Origin of the sequence: Commensalibacter oyaizuii (assembly GCF_029953265.1) — a bacterium.
Lineage (GTDB): Bacteria > Pseudomonadota > Alphaproteobacteria > Acetobacterales > Acetobacteraceae > Commensalibacter > Commensalibacter oyaizuii.
On the sequence record NZ_JASBAO010000001.1, the window covers coordinates 1743316 to 1756012 of the forward strand.

Annotated in this window: 15 protein-coding genes; 12 read left to right on the forward strand and 3 right to left on the reverse strand. The window is 33.4% G+C overall.

Annotated elements, in window-relative coordinates:
* Nucleotides 1-385: 385 nt before the first annotated feature.
* The 4 genes from QJV27_RS07835 (at nucleotide 386) to QJV27_RS07850 (ending at nucleotide 2142) form a co-directional block, all read left to right on the forward strand.
* The gene (locus QJV27_RS07835; protein WP_281448375.1) at nucleotides 386-883 is read left to right on the forward strand and encodes a phage neck terminator protein; all 498 of its coding nucleotides are present in this window, start codon (nucleotides 386-388) and stop codon (nucleotides 881-883) included.
* Nucleotides 884-886: 3 nt separating this feature from the next.
* A complete protein-coding gene (locus QJV27_RS07840; RefSeq protein ID WP_281448376.1) occupies nucleotides 887-1132 on the forward strand; it encodes a hypothetical protein in 246 nt (81 codons plus the stop codon).
* A 100-nt stretch (nucleotides 1133-1232) separates the two neighbouring features.
* Complete coding sequence (locus QJV27_RS07845) at nucleotides 1233-1367, forward strand: hypothetical protein (protein WP_281448377.1); 135 nt, start codon at nucleotides 1233-1235, stop codon at nucleotides 1365-1367.
* 286 nt (nucleotides 1368-1653) lie between these two features.
* Nucleotides 1654-2142: a tetratricopeptide repeat protein gene (locus tag QJV27_RS07850; RefSeq protein WP_281448378.1), complete on the forward strand. Its 489-nt coding sequence runs from the start codon at nucleotides 1654-1656 to the stop codon at nucleotides 2140-2142.
* 154 nt (nucleotides 2143-2296) lie between these two features.
* Here QJV27_RS07850 and QJV27_RS07855 read toward each other — a convergent pair whose 3' ends face one another.
* The gene (locus QJV27_RS07855; protein WP_281448379.1) at nucleotides 2297-2473 is read right to left on the reverse strand and encodes a hypothetical protein; all 177 of its coding nucleotides are present in this window, start codon (nucleotides 2471-2473) and stop codon (nucleotides 2297-2299) included.
* 1636 nt (nucleotides 2474-4109) lie between these two features.
* Between QJV27_RS07855 and QJV27_RS07860 the strand changes: the two genes are divergently transcribed.
* The 7 genes from QJV27_RS07860 (at nucleotide 4110) to QJV27_RS07890 (ending at nucleotide 6736) form a co-directional block, all read left to right on the forward strand.
* The gene (locus tag QJV27_RS07860; protein ID WP_281448380.1) at nucleotides 4110-4538 is read left to right on the forward strand and encodes a hemagglutinin repeat-containing protein; all 429 of its coding nucleotides are present in this window, start codon (nucleotides 4110-4112) and stop codon (nucleotides 4536-4538) included.
* Nucleotides 4539-4620: 82 nt separating this feature from the next.
* Nucleotides 4621-4857, forward strand: a complete 237-nt coding sequence (locus tag QJV27_RS07865) for a hypothetical protein (protein WP_281448381.1) — start codon at nucleotides 4621-4623, stop codon at nucleotides 4855-4857.
* Entirely contained in the window at nucleotides 4790-5122 is a 333-nt protein-coding gene (locus QJV27_RS07870) for a hypothetical protein (RefSeq protein ID WP_281448382.1), read from the forward strand. The genes QJV27_RS07865 and QJV27_RS07870 overlap by 68 nt, the downstream gene beginning before the upstream one ends.
* Nucleotides 5122-5271, forward strand: coding sequence for a hypothetical protein (locus QJV27_RS07875; RefSeq protein WP_281448383.1), 150 nt, complete (start codon nucleotides 5122-5124; stop codon nucleotides 5269-5271). The genes QJV27_RS07870 and QJV27_RS07875 overlap by 1 nt, the downstream gene beginning before the upstream one ends.
* Before the next feature lie 61 nt (nucleotides 5272-5332).
* On the forward strand, nucleotides 5333-5479 hold the full coding sequence (locus QJV27_RS07880; protein WP_281448384.1) for a hypothetical protein: 147 nt from the start codon (nucleotides 5333-5335) through the stop codon (nucleotides 5477-5479).
* Nucleotides 5480-5574: 95 nt separating this feature from the next.
* Nucleotides 5575-5772: a hypothetical protein gene (locus QJV27_RS07885; protein WP_281448385.1), complete on the forward strand. Its 198-nt coding sequence runs from the start codon at nucleotides 5575-5577 to the stop codon at nucleotides 5770-5772.
* Nucleotides 5756-6736, forward strand: a complete 981-nt coding sequence (locus tag QJV27_RS07890; RefSeq protein ID WP_281448386.1) for a hypothetical protein — start codon at nucleotides 5756-5758, stop codon at nucleotides 6734-6736. Before QJV27_RS07885 ends, QJV27_RS07890 begins: the two co-directional genes overlap by 17 nt.
* A gap of 1580 nt (nucleotides 6737-8316) precedes the next feature.
* Here the strand turns inward: QJV27_RS07890 and QJV27_RS07895 are convergent.
* Nucleotides 8317-8979, reverse strand: a complete 663-nt coding sequence (locus QJV27_RS07895) for a response regulator (RefSeq protein WP_281448387.1) — start codon at nucleotides 8977-8979, stop codon at nucleotides 8317-8319.
* 14 nt (nucleotides 8980-8993) lie between these two features.
* On the reverse strand, nucleotides 8994-10892 hold the full coding sequence (locus tag QJV27_RS07900; protein WP_281448388.1) for a histidine kinase: 1899 nt from the start codon (nucleotides 10890-10892) through the stop codon (nucleotides 8994-8996).
* 425 nt (nucleotides 10893-11317) lie between these two features.
* Here QJV27_RS07900 and QJV27_RS07905 point away from each other — a divergent pair, with 425 nt between their 5' ends.
* Nucleotides 11318-12688 carry a NarK family nitrate/nitrite MFS transporter gene (locus QJV27_RS07905; RefSeq protein ID WP_281448389.1) on the forward strand — a complete coding sequence of 457 codons (1371 nt, stop codon included), beginning with the start codon at nucleotides 11318-11320 and terminating at the stop codon, nucleotides 12686-12688.
* Nucleotides 12689-12697 lie beyond the last annotated feature (9 nt).

Sequence of the window (12697 nt, forward strand, 5' to 3'; positions counted from 1 at the left end):
TCACGCTTCGTTATAATACTATAGATTCTGGTTCATTAGCTTTTATAGAGCAAATAATAGATAAAATATATAACAGACGTTTAATTGATTAAGGAGTTAGTTTATGTTTGGAAAAGATAATGAAACTAAACCTACTAATTTTTTGATAATATTGCTGAAATAGTAAAATCATTCAAAATTCCTTTAGAAAAAATTAAATAGTAATTACTAAATCAGAGATTTAATCATTGCGCTTTTTCTTGTGTTTTAAATCTAACTCCATAAGGTAAGTAAAAATGATTGATGAAATAATCAAACAAACAAATGATGATCAACCAGCATAAGTAACCACTAAAGCCCCAGAAGATGGAGGATTCCCAGGGCTGAAAAACTAACTTATAGAGAAATGTATAATTTAATAGGGAAGTTCTTACAAAAAGCGATCCCTATTAGAGTAAAAAACGACCGAATTTCAACTTCTAAGCATCTTTATATCGCTTTGCAGGTTATAAATGAAAATCAACTTTCAACGACTGAGACCCGTTATACGGACAAACATAAAATTTTATGGGCGCGATCAGAAGTGACAATGGAGATGAAGTTTGTAGGTTCGGGCAATATTGCAGCTTTAGAGATCGCCAAAGCTTTTACCGTAAGGTTTAATGATGCTTGGGCAAGTGAACAATTTGAACAATATAGTGATATTTTATTTCCTCTTTATTGTGATGATGTAAAAGTTGAAAAGTTCTCAATCAACTCTGAAGATCAATATGATGATGCATGTTCTGTGACAGCATATTTTGAGTACCACCCAGAGTTTGGCATCTGTGAAGAAAGTTCTAAAGAGGTGATTATGAGTGTTCTTGTAGCGGATACAAATACAAATATAGAAAAAAAGTATTAAATTATGTCCGTTATTCCTGAATCTGAATGGCAAAAGAAATTCAACAAGACTTCATCTCAAGATAATTCCCAGACATGGCAGAATAGGTTTAAAAAGCCCGTTTGGCAACAAGATACAAGAACATGGAGCGAAAAGTTTAATCACTCAACAAAGTATGTTTATAAACCCATTAATGAAAATTATTATATTAAACAAGCTGCTATTATATTTGTGGAGAAAGCAACTTGGTGGGCTGGTAGTTTTTTTTAAGGGTCTTATTTCTTTGAAAAAAGATGGCACACTTTCTGTTTTTGTCCGAGCTTGAGTACCTATCGAACTAGTTTCTTAAACGACTGTTGAATGGTACGTGATGGTAATAATTAAAGTAAATGATAGGGTTTTTCAAAAAAAACGTGTTGAAAATGATCCAAAGATACCTCGCTTATTACCTCTAGATGGTTTTGCTACAATAGGGGATGCAGATTTTAAATTACCGCCTCCTTAATCTGTTCTTGACAAAGTATTTTTAATTATAGAAGGGGGATATACAATTGATACGGGAAATGGTCTTATTCAACCAACGCCAAGAGCAGCGGAAAAGAAATATAAGTTCGATGTTATAAAACAATCTTAAGAAATAGAAAGGTTTACTTAATGGCTTCACCAAGTTTTTTTATTTAAATCATTTGCTGCAGCTGCTAAAACTATTTATAATCGTAGGGTTTTTACTGTTTTTTAAGACCTCTGTATTTGCACAAAGTTATTCCGAGGTTTTACAACAAGCAAATGATTTGCTTTTAAAAGCAACCCGAACTCATGATGAAAATTTAACACATCAGGCAAAAGATAAGTTTTCAAATTGGCTACAAAACAATAAAGATCATTCGAACAAGAAACTTGTTGCTAAGGTTTTACGTTCTAGAGCAGATGCTTACATGATGTTGGGTGAAAAAAGTAAAGCAATTAGTGATTATCAAGAATCTATTCAATATGATCCTGTTGCATCGCTTCAATTATTAATTTGTCATTTTAAACAAGAACAGGGTAACTCTTCCAATTTGCAGCCTTGCTATGTCAAAGCTGTTGACCTGTTTTATAAACAAAAAATATCTACTAAAAATTCTAGTTTTTTACTTGCCAGAATTTTAAGTGGAGACAAAATAGCGATTACAGAGTATAGAAATCTTCTTAAAACTCTAACAAAGAAGCAAAAAACTTCCTATGAAATGGAAGCTCAAGTATATTTAGATGATGTGACTTATGAAGAGATTTTAAAGTAGTTTTAACTTTGGAGTGATTTGTTGAGCTTTTTCTCTAATTTCATGAGGTAGATGAGTGCCAACATGTGGGTTTATATAGTAAATGACACCTCGTCCTTCTTTCTTTTTGATAATTGCTCTAATACTTTTAAGTTCAGACATAACAGAACTTACATTACATAATTTTATTATTCACTTCTTGAGCAAGTTCTTGACGGGCAAGCATAATTTGATCCGTTTGAATATCAACTGCTTTAAACAGTTTTGTCCATAACTGAAAAGCCAACGTGGGACGTTTGCTATTGCTCAGTAACCATTCTACAATTAAATTGTTTTGTGTCGGGTCAATCATAATAAATGTCCATGTATTTTTTTCTTGTAAATTAGTAGTTTTCTTTAATTTCCACCATATAGAGGTTTTTTATTATCTCTAATTTCTGGATGTTGAGAAAGAAACGACTCTAGCTGTCTAATTCGTTCGAGAGTTTCTTGTTGGGGCTATGTTGCAAGACATTTAATTTGCGTTGACATGATCAGTGCGTATCTTAAAAATAGGTTTCATAATATGAAATTGATTGTTAAGTTTTTTGCAGTTTCTCAAATTTTTAAGGAATTCTTCTGAATGATACTATCATTGGAATATGGTTTTTATGTAACCAAGGCTGTTAATAGTATGTTTTTATTCGTTGTAAAAGCAGTTTTATAGTTATGTATCTGGAATACAAGCTATAAAAAGCTCGTTACTATATCTAGGTTCCAGAATTTTTTCTCCGTTAAATTTAAACTGGACTAATTTTTTTCCAGAACACGTGAATCATACATTGAGCATAGTGGGTTGAATGCACCAGCTCTTCCTATTGTTTAGAACTGGCCATGGATACGAATTTCTTTATAAATTGGTCACCCATCTATATAAGCACGACTAGATAATAGAAAGAGGTGACTAGTCAGTTTTGAGACATCAAAACCTGTATATCCAATTAAAAATTTTTGATTCCATAACCTCTCAACTCTCTATCCTGTTGTTACCGCTGTTTTGCCAACTTAATGGCATAAATACTTTCTTTTGCTTACACTTTTCTGTTATGCCTTAAACAACGTGAGCTTAATAAATGATAAATTGAAGCTTTTACGGATATAATCAATTAAATATATTAATAAATCATCATAACTAAAGTTTATTCATTAGCACGATCAGTAAATTAGTTTAGAGATAGAGTATAGCAATCTTTTTTAATTACTTGTTTAACTCTTAATAATGTCAAGCTCTGAACAGTTCCAAAATCTAGAGGGATTGCGGTCAATAAATTCATAATATTTTCTAAGTTCTTTTATATAACATCTTATTGAAAACTCGACGAACCATGAAAAACAATTTTTTTCGGAAACTTCGATATTGTAAGTATTGAAGCCAAATATAAAAGTAATTTTATCGAGGCGAATAAGGTGAAAACTTTCTAAATATTCATAATATACCTCTTGGTATCCCCACTAGCCTAGGTAGATATCACTTCCAAAGTTTGTTGTTTACTTTGGGTTTATGTGCCAAGGCTTAAAAATTTACCTAGTGGAGTGATTAAATGAATATGGCGAGCTTCTATAGAGTTTTCTAAACCCTGCCCGTAAGGGTATTATAGAAACAAAGAGTAAATAGTAAGAATAAATTTGGGTAACTTTTTCTAAGCATTTTCTATAGAGTGTATATTGACTGTGATATCCATTCATCTAGATTCGACTGGTAAATAATTTAGATTTAAATGAATCTAACGTAGTTTAGTGATTTTGAACAGATTATATGGTATTATTCTGCTCTAATATAGATTCAGGTCACAATGTAACATAAGAATCAGTTAGATAGATAGTTTAAAAACTGCCTGTAATCGCCCCTACGTACGCATAAAATAGCCTGTATATAGCCCCTTACAAAGTCACTAGTATAGATCCAGCTCCACACGACATTAATGCGACAGGTTTAACTGTCAGTGGGAATGATGTGGTTTTTAATGCAGGGGGATGTTAACCTGAATGCAGGATATAAAACTGAAAATACCAAAAGCTCATCTTCGAGTAATAGGATCAGAGTGGGTGCCAGTGCATCTGTAGGAATTGCGGGGGGCAGCGTTGGCTTAACAGTTGCAGGATCTATGAGTTGGGGGAATTCCAAATCCTCCAGCAAGACTACGATTGATACGGTTGTTAATGGTAAGAATTCTGTTACGATAAACAATAAAGGTGGCAGTTTGAACTTGAACAGTGCGCAAATTACGAACAAGAATTCTGATAGAACGGTTGGTGATGGCTCTATCACGATTATTACTACACCACAAAACACGGCTAAATATGATAGTGATCGTTACCAGGTTGAGGTATCTGGTTCTTTACCTTTGGTTTCTGCAGGTTTTGGGAATAGTACATGACCTCTTATTCCTTTTACCCAAGGAACGTTAACAAAGGGGTATTACGGATATTCACAATGATTATCAATCAACTGAAAAAACGGTGTCTGGGCTATATGCGGGCAAAGGTGGGTTGGACGTAAATATATCTGACACGACGACGTTAACAGGGGGTGCGATTATCAGTAATGCCGATGCGGATACAAACCAAATTACGATAGGCAGATTGATTGGAAATTCATTGGATAATCATTCGGTGTGGAGTGGTTTAAATGTTTCTGGTGGCACGGCTGACCAGCCAAGAAGCGGTTGCGGGAACAGCATCAGATGCCAAGGATAACCATCTACTATCAGGGGATGTTTTAAACAGTGCCTCTGGTCTTGGGATTGGGGGTGAAATTTTGGTGAATAATGACCATACGACAACGGGTTTAGTGATTGGTGGCAATATTACCATGAATGCGGGATCCATGACGGGTAAAATTAATAATGATGCTGATGTTGTCAGGTATATCAAGGATCAGTTTGATGCGGGCAAGATGCAGGTTAATTTTGATAAACAAAGCAAGCTGATCCAAAAATTAACGAAGATTGGGATATATTGATGGACATTATGGTATCAATTGATAAACATAACCCAGAAGTGATAGCGGATTGGAAAGATACGGGTCATAAGATTTCCACAGGCCTTGGTGCTGTTGGAGGGAATAGTCGAAATTTACGGGAACGAACCTTGGTGCGGGGAACGATTTAAATATCAGTAGTTCTTCGGTTAGGTTCATAACGGAGTTGATGAAACCCATAAATAATCCTTTGTGTTTGGTGGCATAAAGACTGGTTTATCGTTTATTTCTGTAGCTGGACAGGCTGTTCGATATGGTCAGGCGATTGCTGCGGATATGAATGGTTCTGGCAGTGCTGTGGGTAAGACATTAAATGCGAAGCAGGGGGGTATGCGGTAGGCAATGCAATTGCGAACCCTGATAAATATGGTGGTGGGATTATTTCTGGTGGCGTTCAGGCTGGATTTAGCACCAGCAAATCGAAGATTGAATATTTGCAAAATACGATTGTCGATTTTTCAGCCACGGCTGGGCATGATCTGAACATTGTTGTATGTGGGGATAATGTTAATGATGCGCATAATGGCGATTTGACGGTAACAGCTGGTGATTTATCTGGCCAAATACGTGGCTTTACCAGGAAACGATGTCACATTACAACCAGAATAGGACAAGATGCATTTTGCCAGTAAGGGTAGCAGTTTTGGCGACGTAATTGAGGTTGGCAGCAACGGTATTAGGGTTGTTGCAAATACGACGGTTTCTGTTCCTGGTTTGGGAGGTGGTTGGAGTATTAATGGTAATTATTCGAATCAAAAGATTATGAATGATTATCAAAGCACTGGCCAGTTTTCTGGATTGTATGCTGGCAATGATGGGGTTCAGGTGGATGTTAATGACACCACGTATTTAAAAGGCGGTGTGATCAGCGACACAGGCAGGGATAGTCATTTAAATACAGGCAAATTAATTGCTAAAAGCCAAGAGAACCACTCTAAATGGAATGTGACCTCAACAGGCGGAGGGTTCAGCTTAGGGATAGATGCTTTGGGTGGCACCCTTGGGCCGTTGGGTGTTGTTGCCGGGAACTTGGCTGCGAATTCTGACCTGATTAGTAGTGGGAACCGTAAATATGATGAAACTAACACCAGTCAGTCGGCGATTAGTGGGAACGTCACAGTTAATGCTGGCAGTACGTGGGGCAGGCACACCACAGATGTCAACAGTGCCGATGGGCATCTAGACAATAATTTTAACGCCAATAAACTGGCAAACCAATTGCAAAACAGCCAACTGGGCATGCAGCTGGTCGGCGAAATCATGAGACAAATCTCTGACGCGTTAAATAGTGATGGTGTCCTAGGCTTTGATGAAACCAAGCTCTCCAACGACTGGGGATGCATCATCCTCGAAGCCACAGGTAGTGCCGCCATTAAAGGCGCTTTCGGGGGAAACGTCGGCAGTGCGGCTGCCAGTTTAGCTGTAGGCACTGCAACAGCAGTAGCAACAGTGCATTTTTTTGCTGATAATGCTTTATCTTTAGCAAAAGGAGACAAAGACCTCGCTATTTTACTGACCAATATTGGTATGGATATTGCTGCCAGTGGAACAGGTGTAGCAGCAGAAGCTGCAATGAGTGGAATTCTGGTGCTTTAAGTGATTCTATTATTGTCTGAAATCTTCAGCAATATAATGCTGCGGATGGTAAGATTGTAGAAAAACTCGTTTCTGCAGCACTAAAAGCTGCTCATAAAGCAACGCAATTATCGGGGAATAAAACCCTTATTAATTTAACGAAAGATATTAACGAGATTGATGTTGTAGAGAGTGTTGAACATAGTGTCGTTGGTAAAAAAATATAGGGTATCAATGATACTATTTTAGGTGCAGAAACCAAAGCTGCTGATAAAACAAAAGATGCAATTACAGGTAAAAAACACCAAATGGTGGTTCTGGTGATAGGTTGATAAATGAAGCTATGGATTTTTGGATTGGGAAGGTTTAGGTAATTAAGATTTGTCAGGTATAGCAAACAAGCCTATCAATAAAGAGGGAATGGCTTCTGGAGCAAGAGCTCTTTTTAAGCATGCAGCAGGTCAAAGAACAACAGAAACTTTTCCTAAACTATCAGAAAGCATAGCTTAATAAAATATTAGTGCAAATGAAGTATTTACTAAGATTTTAAGTATGGTAATATTGATGACATGGGGGACTTTGGCAGGTATATTAACGGGTGGCAAATTAATCTTTTGTTCAAGACTTGTTCTTTTTTTATCATGTAAATAAATATATTTATTAAAAGTCCTATTTATTTAAGCCATAATTATTTTTTCTTATTAATGCTATTGTTTTAGTTGCATTAATAAATTGTTATTAAACAGTATTCTTCTGATTTTTTATATCTAAAACGGTTCTATCTTTTTCAGACGCTACTATACCTCAGAATGTTTTATATTCATCGTTAAGAACTTATCCTGTAATGCTCTAACTAATTTTATCGAAACTCTTATTTCATGCTGACTTTTATCATTAGTATTAACAATTAAAATTTTATTTATTGGTTATTTTTCCCCTTTGAAGGTAATTGTTCAGACAGAGTTAATATAGTTTGCAGTAGACACAAAGTCATACTGTCATACCCGCGTGGTACAACTAAGATAATAAGTGCATCAACTGCAATTATTAATAGACTAAAGAATTGGAGAGTTAAGGAAATGTATCTATAAAAATTAAATCATATTTTGAGCTGTTGTAATCTTTCACATTTCTATTTTATGATTTTTATTAATAATTAATACAGATTTATGTATATAATTCATAATCAGGCGTTTCCAGCTCTTTTATAATATTTTGAATATCAAGGCATTCATAAAGATGATTCTTATTTAGAAGTATCGGTTTATTGATAATATTCTTTTCCCTCAATTTAAAGACAACCTTGTTCGATATATTTCTGAATTTACGATAAAAATCGGCAAGTGCTTTCATTCATACAATGACTATAAATAAGTGAATATAATTCATTAACTTTTTCATTAAAAAAGTTGGTATGGAGAAAAAGTGGTAGATGATGCTAATAAGTAATAATATTTATTGATAAATATTGAGGCTTAAAAATTATATCGTTTGTATCCAGATTTTTATTATAAAATGAAAAATGCAAAAAACCCTTTAACTTTTCAATACCTAATCAATAAATGTTAAATTCTCTAAATATTACTTATATAACTAATACACTATAATTTATTAAATCCATGTTCTAATGCGAAAATAGCAGCCTGAATGCGACTGCGTATATTTAATTTACGCAGGATATTTTGAACATGTAATTTAATTGTACTTTCAGATAAATTGAAGAAACGAGCAATCTCTTTATTACTTATACCCTTCGTTAACCATGCTAAGATTTCTTTTTCTCGCGATGTTAATGTTTCGTATAATTGATATGGTTTATCATCATGTTGTTTTGACGATTTAAATTGTCCAATGAGTTTTGTTGTCATTTCTGGAGACAAAATATAATCCCCTTCTAATATTTTTCGAATACTATTTAACAAAAAATCAGTGTCAATATTTTTAAGTAAATAACCTTTAGCACCAAGTTTCATACATTCCAACAAATTATCATCATCTTCGGAAACCGTTAAAATTAAAACATTTAAGGTAGGATCTATATTTAATAATTGTTGTAATGTTTCTTTTCCTGCCATAACAGGCATATCTAAATCAAGTAATATAATATCTGGGTGAAGCGCACTGGCTAATTTAACGCCTTGCAAACCATCTTGGGCTTCACCAACAATTTCAAAATCTTTTTCAATTTCTAACAAGAATTTTAATCCTGAGCGAAAAAGAGCATGATCATCGATTAATAAAATTTTAACTTTAGTGTCCGTCATTAAGAGTTCCGTTTTTATTGTGAAATAATAAGTTCAATTGTTGTTCCGTGCTGTAAAACAGATGTTATATTAATTGTTCCAAAAGCTTTTTTAGTTCTTTCTTTCATAATTGATAATCCAACATGATTTAATTTTTTTTCTTTTATAGCCTCTATATCAAAACCAACGCCATTGTCTTCAATACGCATAGTAAAATTTTTATTATTCGTAAACGAAAGCTTAGATTGGCTGCAATGAGAATGTTTACGTATATTTGACAATGCTTCTTGTAAAATAAAAATCACTTGCAATTGCTGCTGTTGTGTCAAAGAAAATTGCTGATTTAAATTGCTTACTTCAATGGGGATATTAGTTTGTGCTTTAAAACGGTTTAAAACTTTTTGAACAACCTCTTGAAAATTTTCAGTATGATTGATTTTTGTTCTAAAATTTAGAAGTAGCTCTCTCACATCATCATAAGATTCTTGTATTCCTTGTTGTATAAAACATATATTTTTCTCTATTCTATTATAATCCTTTTGATCAATTGCTTTTTTCAGCATTTGAGCTTGTAAATTTAAAAAAGAAAGCGATTGCGCAATGCTATCATGTAATCCCTGCGCAATCATATTTCTCTCTTCGAGAATAGCAAGCTCTTGCTCTTTTGATGTTAGATGCTGATTTTCAATCGCAATCGCTAATTGTTTAGTAAGGGTTTTTATTAAATAATGTGTCTGTTTTTCTTTTTCTGAAAAAGTTCTAGGATTTTTGAAATATAAGACAACCATTCCTATTTCATTATTATTATGCCAAATAGGAAAAATAACAAAATAATCGAAAGCAGTTTGAATACAATTTGGAATAGAAAGATTAAATTTATTTTTATTTTTTGTTTGAATGTAAATAGGATTGGGATTTTCAGGTAAAACTGTTACATCGAAAAAACAATGCGCTGAAAAATAGCAATTTTTAATAACTTCTGATTCTTTGGGCAAGCCTTGACTATATAAAAAATTAAGACTTGTTTTTGCTTTATTTAAAACACCTATAAATCCACCATCTGCGTATCCTAGAGGAATAATTTTATCTAAAAAATTTTCTAAAATAGTATCTTGCATATGACATTCATGTAGAAAAGTAGTCATGTCGTATAAAATGGCAAGCTCGTGATTTTTTTCTTCTAAAGCTATTGTTTTTTGAGATACTTTTTGTTCAAGATTATTATATAAATCTTGTAAATTATCCGCCATTCTATTAAAACCAGCCGAGACGATACCAAACTCGTCTTCATTTGTAATGGAAATACGTTCTGATAGATTTCCTATACTTACTTCTTGAATTGCATTTTGCAGACGTGTTAATGGACTAATTACAAACCGATATAAAAGATAAATAGTAGAAAAAGCTGTAAAAATAACCATAAGTATTAAAATGGTTTGTATAAATCTTAACCAAATAATATTTTGTGTATTTTGATTTTCAATTAATTTTACAATACGATCAATATGACTTATAAACTGATCTATAGTGTGTAGTTCATTTGAAGACAAAGTGTATGTCGTTGATTGATTAAGGATAGGTAATATATTCTCTTTATAAGATTGCTCAAGAATATCTATTTGATTATCAATTTGTGCGTTATTTGGAAAAAGAAAGTTGCTTCTATCAGATTTTGATAGATTGCTAAGAATAGAGTAAAATTTGGTTTGTTCAGATTGTAAAGCATCTTGATGATTAGGTTGAGTTATTAAAACAGCCATATGATATATTTTCATACGAAGACTGCCAGCATAATTGATATCCTTCCCTGCATTCTCTAACTGCCAAAGTAAGGCAAGGGCATATCCTGTAAAGAAAATAGCTCCAATTACCCATACGATAATAGAAATAAGTAGTTTAATCGAAAGACTATTTTGTCTAGTTTTTTTATTCATTTCATTATTATATATATTTAGAATAACTGGATTTTTAAAGTATGTGTTATTTACATTTAATTCACCATAAAAGATAGTCATTATATTTAAAAATAGACTTTCAAAACAACATTCTTGTAACAAGGTATTATAATTGCTCTGTTAATAATGTATTTATCAATAGTAATTACATTTTCTGACCTTAGTTACTTGATTTAATTGATATTAAAATTTTTATGAAATCCCTTTTACAAGGAAAATAACCCAAAAGGATTAGACTAGACCTAGTCAAGTATATAGCACTTTTTGCCTCTTCGATGAATTGGTTAGAGATTTTAAATATATTAAAATCATAAGAGAATAGAGCCAAAAACTAGATATTAAAATGAGTTGATATTTTATTTGGCAAACCAAAGATATAATTATCTTGAAGTAGGAATATATATATGTCCAGGTTATTAACAAAATGGGAGCCGGAAAATAAAGACTTTTGGCAAGAACAAGGAAAAAAAATAGCCACACGAAATTTATGGATTTCAGTGCCTGCACTTTTATTTGCTTTTGTTGTATGGTCGCTGTGGAGTGTGGTTGTAATTTATTTACCCAAACTTGGGTTTAAATATGATGCCAATCAGTTAATGTTATTAACAGCCTTACCAGCATTATCAGGTGCAACATTACGAATTTTCTATGCGTTTATGGTTCCCATTGTTGGTGGCAGAAAATGGACATTTATTTCAACTGCAACTTTATTAATTCCTTTAGTTTGGTTTGGCTTTAGCGTTCAAAACCCAGAAACAAGTTTTACAACAATGGCAATTATTGCTTTGTTGTGTGGTTTTGGTGGAGGAAACTTTAGTTCGTCTATGGCGAATATTGGTTACTTTTTTCCTAAGACCGAAAAAGGATATGCAACAGGCGTTAATGCTGGGTTGGGTAATCTAGGCGTTTCTGTTTTACAATTTGCGGCTCCATTAGTAATTGGTATTAGTATTTTTGGTGGTGATGCTAAAACGATTGTACAACACGGGCAAGAGACCACCATTTGGTTGCAAAACATTGGTTTCGTTTGGGTTCCAATTATTCTATTAATTTTATTATTTATTTGGTTTGGGATGAACGATCTTGCGTCTGCCAAAGCATCTTTTTCAGACCAGTCCGTTATTTTTGGACGTAAAGATAATTGGATTTTATGTTGGCTATATTTGGGAATGTTTGGATCGTTTATTGGATACTCTGCTGTATTCCCTATGTTAATTAAACATGAGTTTGTCGATATTGATCCACTAAAATATGCATTTTTAGGACCATTACTAGGGTCTATCTTTAGAGTAGTTGGTGGTATGATTTCTGATAAAATTAGACCGACACTTGTGACCCAAACTGCTTTTATTGGTGTTGTTATCTTTACGTTGGCTGTTTTATATTTTTTACCTGATCATGGGCAAGGCGGTAACTTTCTAGGCTTTTTTATTAGCTTTATGTTGGTTTTTGTTTTCGTTGGATTAGGTAATGGATCTGTTTTTGCTCAAACTCCAATTATTTTTTCTATTTTCCATCGTAGATTAGCTGCCGCATCTGGTGAAAATGCTACAGAAGCTGCCAAGAATTCCATCAAAGAAACAGGAGCAGTTCTTGGTTTTATGGGTGCAATTGGTGCTTATGGCGGATTTATCATTCCAAAACTTTGTGGAACAGCAGTTGCTTATACTGGATCTTTCAAGTTGGCTTTTTATTGTTTCATTGTGTTTTATGGCTCATGTTTGGTTGTAAATTGGTGGTTTTATCTTCGCAAAAACGCAAAGAGTGCGTGTTAATTGATGTTA

What these genes read in the sequence shown, in the direction of transcription:
- QJV27_RS07835 (WP_281448375.1), top strand. Translation starts at nt 386, where the DNA reads ATGTATAATTTAATAGGGAAGTTCTTACAAAAAGCGATCCCTATTAGA.
- QJV27_RS07840 (WP_281448376.1), top strand. Translation starts at nt 887, where the DNA reads ATGTCCGTTATTCCTGAATCTGAATGGCAAAAGAAATTCAACAAGACT.
- QJV27_RS07845 (WP_281448377.1), top strand. Translation starts at nt 1,233, where the DNA reads ATGGTAATAATTAAAGTAAATGATAGGGTTTTTCAAAAAAAACGTGTT.
- QJV27_RS07855 (WP_281448379.1), bottom strand. Translation starts at nt 2,473, where the DNA reads ATGATTGACCCGACACAAAACAATTTAATTGTAGAATGGTTACTGAGC.
- QJV27_RS07860 (WP_281448380.1), top strand. Translation starts at nt 4,110, where the DNA reads ATGATGTGGTTTTTAATGCAGGGGGATGTTAACCTGAATGCAGGATAT.
- QJV27_RS07870 (WP_281448382.1), top strand. Translation starts at nt 4,790, where the DNA reads ATGTTTCTGGTGGCACGGCTGACCAGCCAAGAAGCGGTTGCGGGAACA.
- QJV27_RS07875 (WP_281448383.1), top strand. Translation starts at nt 5,122, where the DNA reads ATGGACATTATGGTATCAATTGATAAACATAACCCAGAAGTGATAGCG.
- QJV27_RS07890 (WP_281448386.1), top strand. Translation starts at nt 5,756, where the DNA reads ATGCATTTTGCCAGTAAGGGTAGCAGTTTTGGCGACGTAATTGAGGTT.
- QJV27_RS07895 (WP_281448387.1), bottom strand. Translation starts at nt 8,979, where the DNA reads ATGACGGACACTAAAGTTAAAATTTTATTAATCGATGATCATGCTCTT.
- QJV27_RS07900 (WP_281448388.1), bottom strand. Translation starts at nt 10,892, where the DNA reads ATGAATAAAAAAACTAGACAAAATAGTCTTTCGATTAAACTACTTATT.
- QJV27_RS07905 (WP_281448389.1), top strand. Translation starts at nt 11,318, where the DNA reads ATGTCCAGGTTATTAACAAAATGGGAGCCGGAAAATAAAGACTTTTGG.